Here is an 18471-nt window from a genome sequence, read left to right on the forward strand (position 1 = left end):
GGCTGACCCCCGTGAACCTGACCGTCGCCAGGCTGACCGTACGCGGCCTGCTGGGCCGCCGCCGCGGCCTCCTGCTGCTGGTCGCCCCGGTCCTGCTGCTGGTCGTCTCACTGATCGCCCGGTACCTCGACAAGCAGTCCGCGGCCCCCGAGATCCTCGGGCGGCTGTCGCTCGGCACCCTGGTGCCGATCCTCGGCCTGGTGATCGGGACCGGCGTGATCGCGACCGAGATCGACGACGGCTCGATCGTCTACCTGCTGGCCAAGCCACTGCCCCGCTGGAAGATCATCACCACCAAGCTGGCCGTCGCGATCGGCACCACCTCGCTCTTCGCCGCCGTCCCCACCCTGCTGGCCGGCTTCGTCCTGGTCGGCACCCAGGACAACCTGGCGGTCGCGTACGCGGTCGGCACCCTGGTCGCGGGTGCGGCGTACAGCGCGGTCTTCCTGCTGCTCGGCGTGGTCACCCGCAACGCGGTGGTGGTCGGTCTCGCCTACGCCCTGGTCTGGGAGAGCCTGATCGGCAACTTCGTCGAGGGCGCCCGCACCCTGAGCGTCCAGCAGTGGGGCCTGAGCCTCGCCGAGACGGTCGCAGCCGAGGGGGCCATCACCGCCCCGGTCTCCCTTGCGATCGCCGTCCCACTCCTGGTCGTCGTCGCCCTCGCCGCCACGGCCCTCGCCACGGTGAAGCTGGCGGGGTTGACGCTGTCCTCCGACGAGTAGGTCCCGGCAGGGGCGCGGGGCGCTGCCGCGTGGGCGTCTGGTGCCGGCTAGCGCAGGACGTGATTCCGCCCGGCGCCCCAGCCCGCGCCCGCGGCCAGCGCGGCCATCACCAGCAGCAGCCCCAGCGGCAGCCCCCATCCGCCGGTGAGCTGGTGCAACGCCCCCGCGCCGACCGGCCCCACTGCCGCGACCAGGTAGCCGACCGCCTGGGACATGCCGCCGAGCTGGGCGGCGCCAAGTGCGCTGTCGGTCCGCAGCACCAGGAACGCCAGTGCCAGCCCGAGCGAGCCGCCCTGGGCCAGGCCGAGCACGGTGGCGGAGACCCAGGCACCGGAGACCGGCGCCAGCAGCAGGACGACCACGCCGGTGGCGTTCAGGGCGGCCATCGAGACGGCGAGGCCGCGCTGCCGGGTCATCCGACCGGCGACCAGCGGGACCAGGAAGGCACCCGCCACCTGCACCAGGTTGCTGAACGCGAAGACCAGACCGGCCTCGCCCCGGGCCATGCCGTGGTCGACCAGGATGGTGGGCAGCCAGGCGATCAGGGTGTAGACCATCAGCGAGGAGATGCCCATGAAGGCGCTCACCTGCCAGGCCAGCCCGGACTTCCAGACCCCCTCGATCGGCTTCCCGGCCGGAGCCGCCGCGGCGGCGGCCCGCTCCTGACGGGACCTCAGCACCTGCGGCAGCCAGGCCACCGCCGCAACCAGGGCGAGCAGCGACCAGGCACCGAGCGAACCCTCCCAGCCGCCCCCGAACACCTTCTCCAGCGGCACCGAGACGGCCGCCGCGAGGGTCGCGCCGATCAGCATCGAGGTGGAGTAGACCCCGGTCATGGCGGCCGCCCGTCCGGGGAACTGGCGCTTGACCAGACCCGGCATCGAGACGTTCAGCACCGCGATGGCGACCCCGATCACCATGCAACCGGCGTACAGCGCGAAGGAGTCGGGTAGCACCCGGAGCACGATGCCCGCACCGAGCGTGAGCACCGCTCCCAGCACCACCTTCTCCGCTCCGAACCGCCGGGTCAGCCGGGGCGTCAGCGGGGCGCCGAGGCCCTGGAACAGCACAGGCACGGTGGTGATCAGGCCGCTCGCGGTGGCGGACAGGCCGAAGCTGCGCTGGACCTCGGTGATCAGCGGGGAGACGGCGGCCAGCGAGGCCCGCATGTTGAGGGCGACCAGCACGATGCCGAACAGCAGCAGTGCTGGGTGCGCGAGCTTGGTGCGGGTACGGACCTTGGGTGCGACGACCGGCTGGACCTGGGTGACCGACATGGTGCTGTTTTCTCTCCGGGCAGGGGTGGACTACGAGAAGGACGTCGGGGCCTGACCGGTCGTCATTTCCGCGCGGCGATCGCGGCGAGCAACTGCTCGACCGCACCGATCGGCTCGGCCAGCAGGGCCCGACAGGCCGCCTCCGCCCGCTCCGGGTCGCCGCTCTCGATCGCGTCGACCAGCGCCTGATGGGTCGCCACCACCACCTCGGGCATCTCCTGGTCACCGAACGAGGCCCGCATCGACTCGCGCACCGAGGCGCCGAAGTAGCGGTACACCTCGGTCAGCGCCGGGTTGTGTGCGGCCTCCACCACGGCCGTGTGGAACTCCAGGTCGTGCTCGACCGTCGCCTCCCGCCCGGTCCGCTCCGGCTCGGCGGCGATGATCTCGGCCTCCCGGGCCAGGGCGGCCCGCATCCGGGCGATGTCCTCCGGGGTGTGCCGGAGCGCGGCCAGCCGGGCCGCCTCGGTCTCCAGCGCGGCCCGGACCTCCAGCACGTCCCGGACGCCGGACCGCTGCACGCCGCGCAGCACCGAGGCCGGGTCGCTGGTGCTCCGGACGAAGGTACCCTCGCCCTGCCGGGAGACCAGCATCCCCGCGTGCGCCAGCACCCGGATCGCCTCCCGCACGGTGTTCCGCCCCACCCCGAGCCGCTCGGCCAACTCGTGCTCGGTCGGGATCTTCCCCCCGACCGGCCAGCTGCCGGCGCTCAGCTGCTCCCGCAGCTGCTCGATCGTCTCGTCCACCAGGGAACGGCGCCCGGCGGCCTGCAGTCCGTCGCTGCTCATACGGGGCTCCTCTCGCGGTGGACGGCAGTCATCCTACAACCTCTTGTCCGGTCATCCTACAACTGTTCTCCGGAGCAGTGATCGACTTAGGGTCACCCTGAGCCCGCACCCCACCACGGAGAGAGCGACATGCAGCTGCGCTGTGCCGTACTGGACGACTATCAGAACGTCGCCACCACGTTGGCCGACTGGCACCCCGTGGCGGACCGGGTAGCGGTCACCAGCTTCACCGAGCACTTCGCCGACGAGGACGAACTCGTGGCCGCGGTGGCGGACTTCGAGATCATCGTGACCCTGCGCGAGCGGGTGGCGTTCCCGGCCTCACTGCTGGACCGGCTGCCCCGGCTCGAACTGCTGGTCGCCTCCGGGATGCGCAACTCGGTGATCGACTTCGCTGCCGCGGAACGCAACGGCGTGACGGTGTGCGGTACGGCGAGCCTCTCCACGCCGCCGGTGGAGCTGACCTGGGCGCTCCTGCTGGCGCTGGCCAGGGGCATCGTTCCGGAGCAGGACGCGCTGCGTCAGGGTGGCCCCTGGCAGTCCACGGTCGGGGCCGACCTGTCCGGGCAGCGCCTGGGCCTGCTCGGCCTGGGGAAGATCGGCAGCCTGGTGGCGCGGGTCGGCCTGGCGTTCGGCATGGAGGTGACGGCCTGGAGCCAGAACCTCGACCAGGCGCGCGCGGATCAGGTCGGCGTTCAACTGGCCCCCTCCAAGGAGGAGTTGCTGGCGAGCAGTGACTTCGTCTCGATCCACCTGGCGCTGGGCGACCGTACCCGGGGGCTGCTCGGCGCGTCCGAACTGGCCCTGCTCAAGCCGACCGCGTACCTGGTGAACACCTCCCGGGCGGCCATCGTGGACCAGGACGCCCTGCTCACCGTCCTGCGGGAGGGCCGGATCGCGGGAGCCGGTGTCGACGTGTTCGACCTCGAACCGCTGCCCGCCGACCACCCGATGCGCACCGCGCCGCGGCTGCTGGCCACTCCGCACCTCGGCTACGTCTCGCGGAGCAACTACCGCACGTACTACGGACAGGCCGTGGAGGACATCGAGGCGTACCTGGCCGGGACACCGGTCCGCCGCCTGGGCTGATCCCGGGCTGAACCCGCGTCGGGAACCGGCGGGCCGAAACCTGCGTTTCTCCGTTCGCCGTTCCTCGGGACTGATCCAGGGGCTGCCGGTCCAACCGGTAGCCCGGCCCGTGACTCCGCAATGTTGCCTTTATATGCTCCGCAGAAGCTCTGAAGGGCTGTATGCGGTTCTTTCCGACAACAGGCCGCGCGCGAGCGATCCTGACCGAGCTGTTCCTGCCTGCTGGTGGAAGGTGTGCGTATGTCTGGCCAGAGGCCCGGGTCCTCGGACCACGACGCCGAGTGGTGGCGTGACGACGCCTCCCACGACGCGCCCTACCGCGATCCGTACCAGGAGCAGCAGCCCGCCCACCAGTACCAGGGCTATGGGCCGCAGCCGACGCCCCGTCAGGCCGTACCGGCCCAGCCGGGCGGCCGGGCGGAGGCGCGGCGCGCGCAGCAGCAGTCCCGGGCCGAGGTACCGCCCCAGGCGGCCCCCGGCGGCCGTGCGGCCGCGCGGGCCGCCCAGGGCAGGGGCAAGGGGGGTCCGGCGGGGCCGGGCGGGAAGGGCAAGCGGAACCGGAAGAAGTTCGTGGCCTGGGTGGCCGCCGGGGCGCTCGGCCTGGTGGTGGTCACCGGCGGCGCGATCTACCTGAAGCTGAACGGCAACATCAACACCTTCGACAAGGACGGCCTGAGCAGCGACCGCCCCGACGCCGCCGCTCCGGACGCGAACGGCAACACCCCGATCAACGTGCTGCTGATCGGCTCCGACTCCCGGGCCGGCGCCAACGCCGACCTGGGCGGCGGCGAGGACGGCGGAGCCCGCTCCGACACCACGATCCTGCTGCACGTCTACGCCGACCGGAAGCACGCGGTGGGTGTCTCCTTCCCCCGCGACGCGATGGTGGCCCGTCCCAAGTGCAAGCTGCCGAACGGGAAGTGGACCAAGGAGGAGACGAGCATCCAGTTCAACTCCGCCTTCTCGGTCGGCGAGAGCGAAGCCGGCAACCCGGCCTGCACCCAGAACACCGTGGAGAAGATCACCGGCCTCCGGGTGGACCACACCATCGTGGTCAACTTCCAGGGTTTCGCCTCGATGACCAGCGCGGTCGGCGGCGTCGATGTCTGTCTCCCGAACGCCATCTACGAGGGCGACCTCAACCCCAAGCTCGGCCGCAAGGGCAAGCAGATCTTCCCCAAGGGCGAGCAGTCGGTGTCCGGGCAGAAGGCGCTCGACTACGTCCGGCTGCGGCACGGCGTCGGCGACGGCTCCGACATCGGGCGGATGAAGCGTCAGCAGGCCTTCCTGTCCGCCCTGATCAAGGACATCAAGAGCAAGGGCATGGACGCCACCACCCTGCTCCCGCTGGCCGACGCGGCCACCAAGTCGCTGATCGTGGACGAGGGCCTCGGCTCGGCCGACAAGCTGCTCTCCTTCGCGCTGAAGATGAAGAACATCGACCTGCACAACATCCAGTTCATCACCACCCCCTGGCGCTTCGACGGCGCCCGGGTCGCCCTGACGCCGGAGGCCGACGTGCTCTGGCAGGCCCTCAAGTCCGGCAAGACACTGGACGGTCAGGATGCCAACGCCGCCGGTGGCGCAGCGAGTCCGGCCCCGCCCGCGCCCGCCAGTCCGGCCCCGGCGGCCCCGCCGGCCTCCGTCAAGGGCGCGGGCATCAAGGTCTCGGTCTACAACGGCACCACCACCGCCGGGCTCACCACCAGTGCGGTGAACGCCCTCAAGGCCTCCAAGTTCACCGTCGGCACGGTCGGCAACGCGCCCAACCAGGCCCACGCCGGCACCGTGGTCCAGTACGGCCCCGGCCAGAAGGTCTCCGCCCAGACCGTCGCCGAGCTCTTCCCCGGCGCCGCCCTGGAGTCCTCCACCAAGGCGGGCATCAACCTGGTCCTCGGCAAGGACTACGCCGCCGCCAACGGGGGAAGCACTCCCGCCACCACCCCGACCGCCATCCCGAGCAGCATCGCCGAGGCCGTCCGCCCCGCCGATGCGGCCGCCTGCGACGACGTCTCCTACGGCGCCGCCGGCTAGGCAACGGTGTGAGGGCCCGGGGCTCCGCCGATCGGCGAAGCCCCGGGCCCTCACCGTTGCCTAGGAGTAGAGCCGCTCCAGCACGACCGCCACGCCGTCCTCGTCGTGGCCGACCGTCACCTCGTCCGCCACCGCGAGCAGCCGCTCGTGGCCGTTGGCCATCGCCACGCCGTACGCGGCCCAGCCGAACATCGGTACGTCGTTGGGCATGTCGCCGAAGGCGATGGTCTGGGAGCCCTTCACACCGAGTCGGTGTGCCGCGACCGCCAGGCCGGTGGCCTTTGTCAGGCCGAGCGGGAGCAGCTCCACGATCCCGGGGCCGGCCATCGTGACGCCGACCAGGTCACCGGCGACCCGCTGGGCCACCTCCGCCAGGGCGTCGTCGTCGTGTCCGACGTGCTGGACGTAGAGCTTGCTGACCGGAGCCACCAGCAGCTCCTGGACGCCGACCTGACGGATCGGCAGCCCGGTGCCGATCTCCAGCTGGTAGCCGGGACCGGTGAGCACCTCGCCGTCGAGCCCGTCCTGGTTGGCGGCGATCGCCAGCGTGCCGATCTCGGCCTCGATCTTGGCGATCGCCTCGGCCGCCACCCGGCGGTCCAGGGTGAGCGAGGTGAGCAGCCGGTGCTCGCCGGCGTCGTAGACCTGGGCGCCCTGCCCGCAGACCGCGAGCCCGGTGTACCCGATCTCGTCGAACACCGGCCTGGCCCAGACCGCGGACCGGCCGGTGACGATGATGTGCAGCGCCCCGGCCGCGACGGCCGTGGCCAGCGCGGCACGGGTGCGCGGGGTGACGGTCTCCGCCGAGTTCAGCAGCGTGCCGTCCAGGTCGGTCGCGACCAACCGGTAGGGCAGATCGGTCACTTGACCGGTTCCAGGACGGTCCGCCCGCCCAGGAAGGGCCGCAGCGCCTCTGGTACGGCGACCGAACCGTCGGCCAGCTGGTGGTTCTCCAGGATCGCCACGATCATGCGCGGGACGGCGACCAGGGTGCCATTCAGGGTGGCCAGCGGGCGGACCTTGCCGCCCTCCTCGCGCATTCGGACGGAGAGCCGGCGGGACTGGAACTCGGTGCAGTTCGAGGTCGAGGTGACCTCGCGGTACTTGCCCTGGGTCGGGATCCACGCCTCGATGTCGAACTTCCGCACCGCCGAGGAGCCGAGGTCGCCGGAGGCGACGTCGATCACCCGGTAGGGGAGTTCGAGCGCGTTGAGGAAGTCCTTCTCCCACTGGAGCAGGCGGCGGTGCTCGGCCTCGGCGTCCTCGGGCGTGGTGAAGACGAACATCTCCACCTTCTCGAACTGGTGCACCCGGATGATCCCCCGGGTGTCCTTGCCGTAGGTGCCGGCCTCGCGGCGGAAGCAGGACGAGTAACCGGCGTACCGCAGCGGCAGCTTGTCCGCGTCGATGATCTCGTCCATGTGGTACGCGGCGAGCGGGACCTCGCTGGTGCCGACGAGGTAGCGGTCCTCTTCCTCCAGGAAGTAGACGTTCTCCGCCGCCTGACCGAGGAAGCCGGTGCCGTCCATGGCCGCCGGGCGGACCAGAGCCGGGGTGATCATCGGGATGAAGCCGGCCTCGACGGCCTGCGCGACCGCCATGTTGACCAGGGCGAGCTCCAGCAGTGCGCCGACGCCGGTCAGGTAGTACGAGCGCGAGCCGGCCACCTTGGCGCCGCGCTCGGTGTCGATCGCGCCGAGGACCTTGCCCAGCTCGACGTGGTCCCTGGGCTCGAAGCCCTCGGCCGCGAAGTCGCGCGGGGTGCCGATCTCCTCCAGCGTGACGAAGTCCTCCTCGCCACCGACGGGGGCGGCGGGGTCGATCAGGTTGGCCAGCTGGCGGAGCAGGCGGTCGGCCTCCTCGTTGGCCTCGCGCTGCGCGGCCTCGGCGACCTTGACCTCGGCGGCGAGTTCGCCGGTGCGCTTGAGCAGCGCGGCCTTCTCGTCGCCCTGGGCCTTGGGGATCTGCTTGCCGAGCGTCTTCTGCTCGTTGCGCAGGTCGTCGAAGCGACTGCCCGAGGAGCGGCGCCGTTCGTCGGCGGAGAGAAGGGCGTCGACCAGGTCGACGTCCTCACCACGGGCACGCTGCGAGGCGCGCACTCGGTCGGGGTCCTCACGGAGCAGGCGAAGGTCAATCACGGGGCCAAGCCTACCGGGGCAGGACTGCTGGACCGGAACCAGTTTCGGTGTGGTTCTCCGGGCTGTTGGGGCCGGAGTGGCCGGAGTGTCGACTCCTCGCCGGATATGTCGCTTTCTGCCCGTTTCTCTGGCATCCTGCCCCCTGCCGTCCGCCCCTGCGCAGGTCAGCGCGCTGCAGAGGCCTCGTGGGCCCTGGGGATAACTGCCGCGCGCCTGTGGATAACTGCTGTGCAGAGCCCGCCGGGAGCGAGATTTCCACAGGTGCGACTCCGGGCCTGTGGATGAACGACATGTGCAGGCCGGGCCGCTGACCCGCGAAGGAATTGGGGTTTCAAACCTCGATTCCTCCTCTCAGGTGAGGGAATCCGCGCACTCGGACGGGTGATTTGCTGGAAGAAGGATGACTCTGGTCCGATTAGTCGGCTCTGGAGGAGAAGCGGATGATCTGACCGGCCAGGCCAGTGGATATGCCGGTTTGTCGACTCGTCCCCAAGCCTGTGGATAACTGTGGACAACGCGGCCCCAGCCCGCCTGTGGATGGATCCGGTGACTGTGGACGAAGCCGTCCGCCCGGCGAGGAGTGCGGCGGGCGGACGTACGGAATGGCCGGTCGACCGGCCGGGTGAAGCTGTCGGCGTGTCGGAAAGTGGCATTTCCCCGCGCCGAATGATCGATTCAGATCACTTCCGGCCAGGGCGGCACTCAGCTCTCGCCGCGCCCGTCCAGCGCACGGGAGAGCCAGTCCGCGGCCAGGCTGAAATCCTGGTCGGAGGTGCCGGGCCGCAGCGGGGTCGGCCGGCCCTCGTCCGCCCGGGGATAGGAACCGAGGAACCGCACCTGCGGGCAGATCCGCCGCAGCCCCATCAGCGCCTCGCTCACCCGGCGCTCGCTCAGGTGCCCCTCGCAGTCGATCAGGAAGCAGTAGTTGCCGAGCCCCCCGCCGGTCGGCCGGGACTCGATCCGCATCAGGTTGATCCCGCGCACCGCGAACTCCTGGAGCAGCTCCAGCAGCGCACCCGGGTGGTCGTCCGGCAGCCAGACCACCATCGAGGTCTTGTCCGCCCCGGTCGGCGAGGACACCCGTCCCGGCCGGCCCACCAGGACGAACCTGGTGGTGGCGTTGGCCGCGTCGTGGATGTCGGTGACCAGCGGTTCGAGGCCGTAGATCGGCGCCGCGAATTCCCCGGCGAACGCCCCGTCGAACCGTCCCTCCTGCACCAGCCGCGCGCCGTCCGCGTTGGAGGCGGCCGACTCCCAGCGGGCCTCCGGCAGGTTGGCCGCCAGCCAACGGCGGACCTGGGGCTGGGCCACCGGGTGGCTGGTGACGGTCTTGATGTCGTCCAGCGCCGTCCCCGGCCGCACCAGCAGTGCGAACGAGATCGGCAGCAGCACCTCGCGGTAGATCATCAGCGCCGTGCCGGTGGCCAGTTCGTCACTGGTCGCGGTGACGGCACCCTCGACGGAGTTCTCGACCGGTACGAACGCACCGCTCGCATCGCCCGCCCGCACCGCGTCCAGCACGGCCGGCACCGAGGCCATCGGCACCAGCTCCCGGGTCGCGGCCTCCGGCAGCGTACGCAGCGCCGCCTCCGTGAACGTTCCGGCGGGGCCGAGGTAGGTGTAGCGGGTGGCCGACATGCCGCCTCCGTACGAAATGCATCTGGTGCTGCCCGACCAACCCACCTTAGTCACTCGCCGGTGTCCCCACCCCGGCCGTCCGCCCCCTGAACATTCGGCGGGAGGTCCGGCACCGGCGGTGCCACGCCGTCCGGCACCGGCGGTTCCGCTCCGGGAGGCGCCTCACCCGAAGAGGAACTCCCCGACGTACCCGCCCTCCGCCGCCCCCGGCGGCACCGCGTAGAGCCCGCTCGCCTCGTGCCGCAGGAATCGCGACAGCCCGTCCCCGCGCGCCAGCTTCCGCTGCACCGGCACGAACCCCTTCGACGGATCGGCCTGGAACGCCACGAACAGCAGCCCCGCATCCGGCGACCCGTCCGCGAGCGTCCCGTCCGCGTACGAGAACCCGCGCCGCAGCATGGTGGCCCCGCCGTTCGAGGCCGGTGCCGCCACCCGGACGTGGGCGTCGGGGGCGACCGCGAGCGCGCCGTCCGCATCCCGCGCCGCCAGGTCCACCGCGGTGGTCTCCGTCCCGCCGGAGAGCGGGGCGCCGTCCGACTTCCGTCGCCCGATCACCCGCTCCTGACGGTCCGTCGGCAGGCTCTCCCAGTTGTCGAGCAGCATCCTGATCCGCCGGACCACCGCGTACGTGCCGCCGACCGGCCATCCGTCGCCGCCGGCGGTGAAGATCTTCTGGTCGAAGCCGTCCTGGTCCGGCTTCGGGTTGTTGGTGCCGTCCACCTGGCCCATCAGGTTGCGCCCGGTCATCGGATGCGGGGTGGCGCCCGGGGTCCGGCCGAAGCCGGCCATCTGCCAGCGCAGGGTGGCGGTGCCCGCCGCCTGCCGCTGAAGCACCCGCAGCGCGTGGAAGACGACCAGTGCGTCGTCGGCGCCGATCTGCACCCAGAGGTCGCCGTCGCTGCGGGCCCGGTCGATGGCGTCCCCGGGGAACTCCGGCAGCGGGGCGAGAGCGGCCGGCCGACGGTCCGTCAGACCGGCCTTGTCGAACAGCGAGGCGCCGAATCCGAAGGTGACGGTCAGCGAGCACGGGCCGGCGTCCAGCGCGATCTGGTTCTCCGCCGACGGCGCGTCCTCCCCCCGGGCCAGCCGTGCTGCCGTGGCCGACCACTGCTGCAGCAGCTTCCGCAGCCCGTCCCGCCCGGCGCCCTCGGTCAGGTCGAAGGCGGCCAACTGTACGCGCGCCTGAGCGGGTTGGAGGATGCCCGCCTGCCGGGGGCCGTGGAACGGGATCGCGGCCCGGCCGAGCGCGTCGCCGTCGGAGGGCGCCGTGGCGGCCAGGGCCTGCCGCCCCAGCGCGCCGCCGGCCACCCCGACGGCCAGTCCGGCCCCGGCGCTGCCCAGCAGGGCCCGGCGGGAGAGGGAGGAGGAGGTCATCCGGGGTCAGCCGATCTTGAGCGGTTGTACTGCGGTGACCTGGTCGATGTCCGAGGACCGTACGGTCACCGACACCACCCAGTTGCCCGCCACGGGGAGTTGGCCGGTGCCGGACCAGCGGCCGGGCCCCTCGGACTTGAGGGTCACCGGGAGCGGGCCGAGATCCCGGTCCGGCAGGGTGAGGGCGAGCTGCACCTCGGGCACCTCGACCGGCTGGCCGGCCGTGTCGTTCAGGGCGAGCCGCACGCTGTTCGGCCCGACCCCCGCCGGGTTGAGGGAGACGACGGCGGTGCCCTTGGCGTTCGGGGTGCGGCCACCGGTGTCGTACGGGAGCTTGAGCTCCACCGTCCTCCCGGGCACCGCGCTCGCGGCCGGCGCACCGGCCGTGCCGCTCCCCGGAGCGGCGGCGACCGCCTCGGCGACCTTGCCGGGCGGGGTGTTGGTCAGCATCGTGGTGATCACCAGCACGGCCACCGCGACCGCCGCCTCGACCAGCACCGACCGGCGCAGCCCCGCCCGCGCGGGCGTGCCGTCACGTTCCTGACGCACCGTCGCCTCGGCCCGGGCGGCCTGCTGCCTGGCCAGCTGCGCGGCCCGCACCGGGTCCGTACCCGCGACCACCGCCTCGGGCGCCACGCTGGCCACCGGCTCCGCCCGGTCCGGTGCCGAGCGCAGTCGGCCCACCCAGCCCCGGGAGAACCAGGCGACGCCCACCATGGCGACCACGGCGCCGGTCTTGAGCAGCAGCAGCCTCCCGTACTCGGTGTCCACCAGCGCGCCCCAGCTGCCCAGCCCGCGCCAGGCCTGGTAGACCCCGGTCAGCACCAGCACCCCGACCGCGCCGAAGGCCAGCCTGGAGAACAGCTCGACCGCCCGCAGGCCGACTCCGCCGCGGAGCGCGAGCAGCAGCGTGGCCAGGCCGCCCAGCCAGAGCGCCATCGCCAGCAGGTGCACCATCGCGGCGGGCAACGCCAGCCAGACCTGCTCGCCGACCGAGGCGTGGTCCGCCCCCGCCCAGGTGGCGGCGAGTGCCACGGCCAGCACCAGACCGGCCACCCCGAGGCCCAACCGGGCATCCCTGAGCGGTCGTTCGGCGGCCCGCCGCTCCAGCTGCCGCAGCTCGTCGTCCTCGGTCCCCGGCGCCTGTGGCGCCTCGGGACCGGTCTGCCCCAACTGCCCGACCAGCAACGACAGGAAGACCCCCGCCGCCGCCAGCAGCAGCAGCCGGACCGACAGCGCTGTCCCGATCCGCTCGTCCAGCGTGCTGCGCACCAGCGAGAGGTCGAGGGCCTGCCCGATCCCGGTGCCCCGCTCGTACGGGCCCCGCAGCAGCAGCACCGCCACCGTGGACACCAGCAGCGCGACCCAGCCGGTCATCAGCAGCCGCTGCACCGACCGGACCGCCGCCCCGGCGGGCCAGCAGAGCAGTACGAACGCGGCCGCCCCGGCCAGCAGCGCGAAGGCGGCGTACGCGATCGTGCGGCCGGTGCCGTAGGCGAAGGCGACCACGCCGTCCGCCTGGGGGTTCTGGAGCGCGGCGGCCGAGACAGTGGTCGCCGAGGGCGCGCCGATCGAGAAGGTGAAGGCACCGCCGATCGGGTGCGAGTCCTCCGAGACGGCCCGCCAGGCCACCGTGTACGTGCCATTTCCGAGGCCGCTCCGCAGCGCGACCCGGGCGGTGGCGGCCTTGCCGTCCACGTGGCCCAACTCGCCGGAGTCCACCGGCGTGCCGTCAGGTCCGAGCACCCGGACCGAGTCGGTGGAGAGCGAGACCCCCTCGCTGAAGGTCAGTGTCACGGCGGCGGGCGCGGTGGGCACCACCGCGTTGCCCGCCGGGTCGGTGGAGACCAGAGTCGCGTGCGCGGACGCCGTCCCGGCACCGCCGATCAGCAGCAGCAGGGCCGTGACCACGACCGTCAGCAGGGCACCAAGCCTCTTCCACATGTGCTACTGGCTCCCGGGTCGGTAGGTGAGGGGTTCCACCGGCACCTGGACGGCGATGGTGCCGCCCTTGGCGAAGGTGAGCTGGAGTTCGAGCCGGTCGCCGACCACGGGCGCCTTCGTCCAGCCCATGATCATGAGGTGGTTCCCGCCCCGGGACAGCTGCAGCTCGCCGTGGGCGGGCACCGGGAAGGACGTCACGTCCTCCATCGTCCGCTCGGTGGAGCGGTGCATGGTGACCGAGCCGGCACCGGGGCTGCGCACCCCGACCAGCTCGTCGCCGGCCGTCCCGGAGTTACGGACCGTCAGGTACCCGGCGGCCATCCCGCCCGGGCTCGCCGGCGCCGGGATGTAGGAGTCCACCACGCTCAGCCCGGCCACCGCGGCCGGGCTGTCGGACCCGCAGCCGACCAGCACCGTACCGACGGTCAGCGCGGCCGCCAGCCCGGCGCCGACCAGCGCCCGGCGGCCGAACGGACTCATGCCGGCACCCCCTTGGCCAGCAGCGGCAGGTCGTGCGTGAAGGTCTGCACCGAGGTGCTGCTCATGTAGAGCAGGTGCGCCTTGTCGTCCTGCGGCAGGAAAGTGAGCACCTGGGCGCCGTGCGAGGAGGTGACGCTGCCGTCCTTGTTCACGATCGGGTCCTCGACCAGGACGCCGAGCGACCTGGCGGCGGCCTTCACCTGGTTCAGGTCGCCGGTCAGCCCGACAAAGTCCTTGCCCATCGCGTCCAGCCAGGTGCGCAGCACCTGAGGGGTGTCCCGCTGGGGGTCGGTGGAGACGAAGACCACGTCGATCTTCTTCTGGTCCTCCGCAGGGAGCTTCGACATCGCCACGCCGATGTCGCCCATCGTGGTGGGGCAGACGTCCGGGCAGCTGGTGTAGCCGAAGAACAGCAGGGTGGGGCGCCCGGCGGTCCGCTTGCGCAGGTCGAAGGGCTGACCCGAGGTGTCGGTGAGGGTCAGTTCGGGCTTCTCGAAGTGCTTGCCCAGCACGCTGGCCTGGTAGGGCGAGCTGCCGCTCTCCTTCGAGACCTTGGCCGGGCCGTCGGAGCTGCCGCCGCCGGAGCCGCAGGCGCTGAGGGAGAGGGCGGCGGTCAGCGCGAGGGCGGCGGCGCCGAGCAGTCGGGGGGAAGGGGTACGTGCCATTGCGGAGGTCCGATCGGGGAGCGTGCGGTAGCCGGTCCCGGCCGCCGCGTGGCTCGCGGCGGCCGGGACCGACCCGGAATCAGGAGGCGCTGCTCTTGCGGCGCAGGCCGAGGACGCCGAGGCCGGCACCGATGACGCCGACCACGATGCCGACCACACCGAGGGTGCGGGCGGTGGAGTCGTCGGAGCTCGTCGCGGTGTGGTCGGCGCCCTGGTCCTTGGCGGCGTCGGCGGAACCCGCGTGGTGGTCGCCGGCCGCGGCGGCCTTGGTCAGGGTCAGCACCGGGGCGGGCTTGGCGGGCTCGGGCTGGCCGTCCTTGGTCTCGTCGATCCAGCGCACCACATCACCGTTGTCGTAGGTCTGCAGTGCCTTGAAGGTCAGCTTCTCGGTGTCGGTCGGCATCGCGCCGAGCGAGACCGAGAAGTCCTGGTACTGGCCGGGGCCGATCTTGGTGCCGGCGTCGGCGGTCCAGGTGATCTTGGAGACCGCCTCGGTGATGTCCTTGCCGTGCGACTTCAGCGGCTTGTCGAGCTTGGACTTCTCCAGGGTGGCGGTCCAGCCCGGGATCGGCTGGGTGCGCACCGAGGCCATCGGGTGGTCCAGCGGCAGGTTGACCTCCAGCTTCACCGTCGAGGCGGTGTCGCTCTCGTTCGGCACCCGGAAGGCGACGGCGCTGTAGCCGCCCTGCGGGGTCGAGCCCGGCTGGACGGTGACGTGCGCGAAGGCGGGGCCGGCCAGCGCGAGTACGGAGGCGGCGGCGACCGTAGCGGCGGCGGCGAGACGACGGGCGGGAGAGATACGCATGCGGTGGGCTCCAACGGGAGACGGGTACGCGCGCGGGCCGCAACGGCGGCGCGCGTACGCGGGAAGTGACGGACAGACAGAGCTGTACGCGCACTCCCCTGCAGCTCCGGTCAGTGCGCGTACGCCGCCACGGGCGGACCGCGGCGCGGCAGGCTGTGCCGCAGGGTGGCCGCGCCGGGCAGCCGCCAGTCACCCGCCCGGGGTGCGCGGGGTCGGCCGCGGTCGGTGGCCGCCGGGCCGACCAGCACGGTGAGCAGCAGCGCGAACGCCGTCCGCAGCGGGGCGGCGAACTCCTGCGCCACCTCCGCCGTCAGCCGCAGCAGCCGCCACAGGGCGGCCTCGCCACGGTGCAGCCACCAGCCGGCCAGTACGGCGGCGGCCAGGTGGCCGAGCAGCATCGGTCCGGTCAGCCCGAGCCAGCCGGCGGCCTCCGGCACGGCGGCTGCCGGGTACGCGTCCGGGTCGAGCCCGGCCGCGCTGACCACCCCGCCGGGGTTGTCGATCAGGGTGGCGGTGCCGCTCTCGTCGCAGACCAGCCGACTCGCCACCTGAGGCAGCGTCAGGCCGCCGCCGTGGTGCATGCCGGGCATCGAGGCACCGCACAGGAAGTGGAAGACCAGGTGCAGCCCGAGCTGACCGGTACCCAGCGCACCGGCGATGGCGAGCAGCGAACGCTCACGCCCGCCGAGCAGCACGGCCAGCGCGCAGACCGCGGCGAACCCGGCGGCCAGCGCGGTCGCCCCGACCTCGCCTTCGCCCACCAGGGCGTGCCCGGCCGCTGCGATCAGCGTGCACACCAGCGCGAACGGCACCGCCCGGGCAAGCCGCAGGTCCCAGGCGGCGGCCGGGGCACGGAGGCCCGCTGCGGCAGCACCCGGGGGCGGAGCGAGGCGGTGGACGGTCATGGCTGGGACATCTTCTCACCGCCTACACGGACCACTGGGGGAGGGGCCGAAAATCCCCGGGAACGGCCGGTTCGAGCCCGGCGCGCGTGGCGGGCCGTGCGCCGTACGGGCACACCCTGCTGCACCAGTCCATCCGCCGAACGGGTGGGACCGGCCCTCCTGCACGGTTCATCCGGGAACAGGTCGGAGATACCTAGTTGTATGTGGAGCCGCAGCCAGGAGGGACCTCCCGTGGACATCTGGTGGACTCTGCACCTCAAGCGCGACCCGGCCAGCGTTCCGCTCGCCCGGCGCATCCTGCTCGGCGCGATGGACTCAGCCGGCGTCGACCCGCAGGTGGCCTTCGACCTCGGCATCGCCCTCACCGAGGCCTGCGCCAACGCCGTCGAGCACGCCACCTCCGCCCGCCCGGACGCGGGCTTCCAGATCACCGCGTCCCTCTCCGGCGACCGCCTGCGGATCGAGGTCACCGACACCGGCCCCGGCCTCCCCCCGGCCGCCGTACCCTCCCGGCCGCTCACCCTCCCCCCGCTGCGCCGCCAGGCCGGTCCCGCCGTCCGCCCCCCGGGCCGCTGCCGCACCCGCCGCGGCCGGGCCAGCCTCCCGGCCCCCGCCCTCACCCCCCACCGTCCCCGCCCCGGCGACCACCCGGCCCCCTACGACACCCACGTCCTCCCGGCCGGTCGCCCCACCGCCGCCCGCCCGATCGACCTGGACACCCTCCCCGACCTCACCGCCGAGAGCGGCCGCGGCCTCTTCCTGATCCACGCCCTCACCGACCACGTCCAGCTCCGCAACCACCCGCTGCGCGGAGCCATCGTGAGCTTCGACAAGGTCCTCAAGTGGCAGGACGACGCCCTCCTCCGGGCGGCCTCCTGACCTGAACGCCACCCGGCTCCGCCTACCTCCACCCGGGCGGGGAGCTCGGGCCGCCCGAGGCCACCGACCTGCCCGACGCCGTCAGACCGGCCAGGACGGTTTCCGCGACGGCCGCCCCGGCCCGACGAGTGGCGTCTGGTGGTACGTCAGCTGACGCCGGCCTCCCGTACGGGCGATCAGGAATTGCCGGTGGTCCGTGGCCTCCGGAGCATGGGGGCATGGATCACCAGATGCGAGCCGAGTACGGTCCCGCCGGGAAGCCGGGCGGGGTGAAGAGCTGGCACATCACGGTGGGGAACGCGACCACCGCGATGTGCGGGCACGAGCTGGAGACGGAGGCGGAGGTCAGGGAGCCGGTCCGGTGGGCCGAGGAGCCGGGTCTCAACTGCCACACCTGTGGCGCGCTCTTCCTCCGTGAGGTGCCCTACCTGCCGAGCGAACACCTCTACCGCGAGCAGCCGTAGCCGGCGGGCATGGAGCCGACGGAGCTGGTCGAGGAGCTGTGCGCCCGGATCGACCGGATCGACCCGCTGCTGTACGCCTTCACCCCGGAGCCCGGCCGCTACCTGCGGCTGGCCGCCGAGGCCCGGGAGCTGGAGCGGCGGTACGGCGACCGGGAGCGCCCGCCGCTCTACGGCGTGCCGGTCGCCGTCAAGGACGTGATCCACGTGGACGGGCTGCCCACGCACGCCGGCTCGGCGCTCCCGCCGGGCCTGCTGGCCGGTCCCGAGGCCACCGTGGTGCGGCGGCTGCGGGCCGCCGGCGCGCTGGTCGCGGGCAAGACGGTGACCGCCGAGTTCGCGCTGAACGCCCCCGGCCCGACCCGCAATCCGGTCGACCCGGCCCACACCCCGGGCGGCTCCAGCAGCGGTTCGGCCGCCGCCGTCGCGGCCGGCCTGGTGCCGCTGGCGGTCGGCACCCAGACGGTCGGCTCGGTGATCCGCCCGGCGGCGTACTGCGGGGTGGTCGGCTTCTGCCCCAGCTACGGCCGGATCCCGGCGGACGGGCTGATCGCCAACGCCCCCAGCCTGGACACCGTCGGGATCTTCGCTCCGGACCTGCCCTGGGTCGAACGGGCGGCAGCGGTCCTCTTCGACGACTGGCGGCCGTCGGCCGTGACCGAGCGCCCCCCGGTCCTGGGTGTCCCGGTCGACTACCTGGAGGCGGTCTCACCGGCCGGCCGGGACGCTTTCGAGCGCCTCCGGCTGACGGCCCGACGGATGAAGCTGCCGTGGAGCCCGGCCGAATCGGCCGAGGACATGTGGGTGATCAGCAGGTACGAACTCGCCCAGGTGCACCGTGAGTTGTACCCCCGCTTCGCCAACCTCTACCGACCCGAAACGGCCTCGGCGATCCGGCACGGGCAGGAGATCGACCCCGCCGCGTACACCGCCGCGCTGCACGCCCGCAGCCGCTACCGCCGGCGTCTCGCCGCGCTCACCGCGGCCGAGGGCATCGACCTCTGGGCCACCCCCGCCGCCACCGGCCCGGCCCCGGTCGGTCTGGAGAGCACCGGTGACGCCGTGATGTCCCTTCCCTGGAGCCACGCCGGCTGGCCCGCCCTCACCCTCCCGGCCGGCACCGTGGACGGCCTGCCGGTCGGCCTCCAGCTGGTGGCCCCGGCCGGTGCGGACGAGCAACTGCTCCGCTGGGCTGCGGGCATCCTCCCGGGCGGGGAGTGACCCGCGGGATCAGCTCCGGTCCTGCGCCCGGCACCAGGGTGAGCAGCTGCC

The 18471-nt window shown here is 72.8% G+C and carries 17 protein-coding genes; 6 read left to right on the top strand and 11 right to left on the bottom strand.

Annotated elements, in window-relative coordinates:
* The first annotated feature begins 11 nt into the window (after positions 1–11).
* Positions 12–722, top strand: coding sequence for an ABC transporter permease subunit (locus ACKUU6_RS16310; RefSeq protein ID WP_407989275.1), 711 nt, complete (start codon positions 12–14; stop codon positions 720–722).
* Between the two features lie 47 nt (positions 723–769).
* Here the strand turns inward: ACKUU6_RS16310 and ACKUU6_RS16315 are convergent, their stop codons facing one another.
* Together ACKUU6_RS16315 and ACKUU6_RS16320 are read right to left on the bottom strand one after the other, a co-directional pair.
* A complete protein-coding gene (locus tag ACKUU6_RS16315; protein ID WP_407989276.1) occupies positions 770–1999 on the bottom strand; it encodes a CynX/NimT family MFS transporter in 1230 nt (409 codons plus the stop codon).
* Positions 2000–2061: 62 nt separating this feature from the next.
* The gene (locus tag ACKUU6_RS16320) at positions 2062–2787 is read right to left on the bottom strand and encodes a FadR/GntR family transcriptional regulator (RefSeq protein WP_407989277.1); all 726 of its coding nucleotides are present in this window, start codon (positions 2785–2787) and stop codon (positions 2062–2064) included.
* Between the two features lie 129 nt (positions 2788–2916).
* Here ACKUU6_RS16320 and ACKUU6_RS16325 point away from each other — a divergent pair, with 129 nt between their 5' ends.
* Both ACKUU6_RS16325 and ACKUU6_RS16330 read left to right on the top strand, forming a co-directional pair.
* Positions 2917–3876 (top strand): D-2-hydroxyacid dehydrogenase family protein, encoded by a 960-nt coding sequence (locus tag ACKUU6_RS16325; protein WP_407989278.1) that lies wholly within the window; start codon positions 2917–2919, stop codon positions 3874–3876.
* Positions 3877–4116: 240 nt separating this feature from the next.
* Complete coding sequence (locus ACKUU6_RS16330; protein WP_407989279.1) at positions 4117–5910, top strand: LCP family protein; 1794 nt, start codon at positions 4117–4119, stop codon at positions 5908–5910.
* 60 nt (positions 5911–5970) lie between these two features.
* On the opposite strand, the gene ACKUU6_RS16335 is transcribed toward ACKUU6_RS16330, so the two are convergent.
* From ACKUU6_RS16335 to ACKUU6_RS16375, 9 genes are all read right to left on the bottom strand, one after another.
* The gene (locus ACKUU6_RS16335; RefSeq protein WP_407989280.1) at positions 5971–6774 is read right to left on the bottom strand and encodes an HAD family hydrolase; all 804 of its coding nucleotides are present in this window, start codon (positions 6772–6774) and stop codon (positions 5971–5973) included.
* A complete protein-coding gene (serS, locus tag ACKUU6_RS16340) occupies positions 6771–8048 on the bottom strand; it encodes a serine--tRNA ligase (protein WP_407989281.1) in 1278 nt (425 codons plus the stop codon). The genes ACKUU6_RS16335 and serS overlap by 4 nt, the downstream gene beginning before the upstream one ends.
* 702 nt (positions 8049–8750) lie before the next feature.
* The gene (pheA, locus tag ACKUU6_RS16345; RefSeq protein WP_407989282.1) at positions 8751–9686 is read right to left on the bottom strand and encodes a prephenate dehydratase; all 936 of its coding nucleotides are present in this window, start codon (positions 9684–9686) and stop codon (positions 8751–8753) included.
* A 162-nt stretch (positions 9687–9848) separates the two neighbouring features.
* Complete coding sequence (gene efeB, locus ACKUU6_RS16350; RefSeq protein ID WP_407989283.1) at positions 9849–11060, bottom strand: iron uptake transporter deferrochelatase/peroxidase subunit; 1212 nt, start codon at positions 11058–11060, stop codon at positions 9849–9851.
* A gap of 6 nt (positions 11061–11066) precedes the next feature.
* Positions 11067–13004 (bottom strand): FixH family protein, encoded by a 1938-nt coding sequence (locus tag ACKUU6_RS16355; protein ID WP_407989284.1) that lies wholly within the window; start codon positions 13002–13004, stop codon positions 11067–11069.
* Positions 13005–13007: 3 nt separating this feature from the next.
* The gene (locus ACKUU6_RS16360) at positions 13008–13484 is read right to left on the bottom strand and encodes a copper chaperone PCu(A)C (RefSeq protein ID WP_407989285.1); all 477 of its coding nucleotides are present in this window, start codon (positions 13482–13484) and stop codon (positions 13008–13010) included.
* Positions 13481–14149: an SCO family protein gene (locus ACKUU6_RS16365; protein ID WP_407989286.1), complete on the bottom strand. Its 669-nt coding sequence runs from the start codon at positions 14147–14149 to the stop codon at positions 13481–13483. Before ACKUU6_RS16365 ends, ACKUU6_RS16360 begins: the two co-directional genes overlap by 4 nt.
* 79 nt (positions 14150–14228) lie before the next feature.
* Positions 14229–14954, bottom strand: a complete 726-nt coding sequence (locus ACKUU6_RS16370) for a YcnI family protein (protein ID WP_407989287.1) — start codon at positions 14952–14954, stop codon at positions 14229–14231.
* 110 nt (positions 14955–15064) lie between these two features.
* Entirely contained in the window at positions 15065–15859 is a 795-nt protein-coding gene (locus tag ACKUU6_RS16375) for a hypothetical protein (protein ID WP_407989288.1), read from the bottom strand.
* A gap of 231 nt (positions 15860–16090) precedes the next feature.
* Between ACKUU6_RS16375 and ACKUU6_RS16380 the strand changes: the two genes are divergently transcribed.
* From ACKUU6_RS16380 to ACKUU6_RS16390, 3 genes are all read left to right on the top strand, one after another.
* Positions 16091–16738, top strand: a complete 648-nt coding sequence (locus ACKUU6_RS16380) for an ATP-binding protein (RefSeq protein WP_407989290.1) — start codon at positions 16091–16093, stop codon at positions 16736–16738.
* A 218-nt stretch (positions 16739–16956) separates the two neighbouring features.
* Positions 16957–17202, top strand: a complete 246-nt coding sequence (locus ACKUU6_RS16385) for a hypothetical protein (protein WP_407989291.1) — start codon at positions 16957–16959, stop codon at positions 17200–17202.
* Positions 17203–17211: 9 nt separating this feature from the next.
* On the top strand, positions 17212–18420 hold the full coding sequence (locus ACKUU6_RS16390; protein ID WP_407989292.1) for an amidase: 1209 nt from the start codon (positions 17212–17214) through the stop codon (positions 18418–18420).
* Positions 18421–18471: the final 51 nt, after the last annotated feature.

It is taken from the genome of Kitasatospora sp. CMC57, from assembly GCF_045866025.2.
GTDB lineage: Bacteria > Actinomycetota > Actinomycetes > Streptomycetales > Streptomycetaceae > Kitasatospora.

Excerpts from the sequence above, each read along its gene's own strand:
- ACKUU6_RS16355 (WP_407989284.1), bottom strand. The coding sequence starts at position 13,004 with ATGTGGAAGAGGCTTGGTGCCCTGCTGACGGTCGTGGTCACGGCCCTG.
- ACKUU6_RS16375 (WP_407989288.1), bottom strand. The coding sequence starts at position 15,859 with ATGACCGTCCACCGCCTCGCTCCGCCCCCGGGTGCTGCCGCAGCGGGC.
- efeB (WP_407989283.1), bottom strand. The coding sequence starts at position 11,060 with ATGACCTCCTCCTCCCTCTCCCGCCGGGCCCTGCTGGGCAGCGCCGGG.
- ACKUU6_RS16320 (WP_407989277.1), bottom strand. The coding sequence starts at position 2,787 with ATGAGCAGCGACGGACTGCAGGCCGCCGGGCGCCGTTCCCTGGTGGAC.
- ACKUU6_RS16385 (WP_407989291.1), top strand. The coding sequence starts at position 16,957 with ATGGATCACCAGATGCGAGCCGAGTACGGTCCCGCCGGGAAGCCGGGC.
- ACKUU6_RS16330 (WP_407989279.1), top strand. The coding sequence starts at position 4,117 with ATGTCTGGCCAGAGGCCCGGGTCCTCGGACCACGACGCCGAGTGGTGG.
- pheA (WP_407989282.1), bottom strand. The coding sequence starts at position 9,686 with ATGTCGGCCACCCGCTACACCTACCTCGGCCCCGCCGGAACGTTCACG.
- ACKUU6_RS16370 (WP_407989287.1), bottom strand. The coding sequence starts at position 14,954 with ATGCGTATCTCTCCCGCCCGTCGTCTCGCCGCCGCCGCTACGGTCGCC.
- ACKUU6_RS16325 (WP_407989278.1), top strand. The coding sequence starts at position 2,917 with ATGCAGCTGCGCTGTGCCGTACTGGACGACTATCAGAACGTCGCCACC.
- ACKUU6_RS16360 (WP_407989285.1), bottom strand. The coding sequence starts at position 13,484 with ATGAGTCCGTTCGGCCGCCGGGCGCTGGTCGGCGCCGGGCTGGCGGCC.
- ACKUU6_RS16315 (WP_407989276.1), bottom strand. The coding sequence starts at position 1,999 with ATGTCGGTCACCCAGGTCCAGCCGGTCGTCGCACCCAAGGTCCGTACC.
- ACKUU6_RS16365 (WP_407989286.1), bottom strand. The coding sequence starts at position 14,149 with ATGGCACGTACCCCTTCCCCCCGACTGCTCGGCGCCGCCGCCCTCGCG.
- ACKUU6_RS16390 (WP_407989292.1), top strand. The coding sequence starts at position 17,212 with ATGGAGCCGACGGAGCTGGTCGAGGAGCTGTGCGCCCGGATCGACCGG.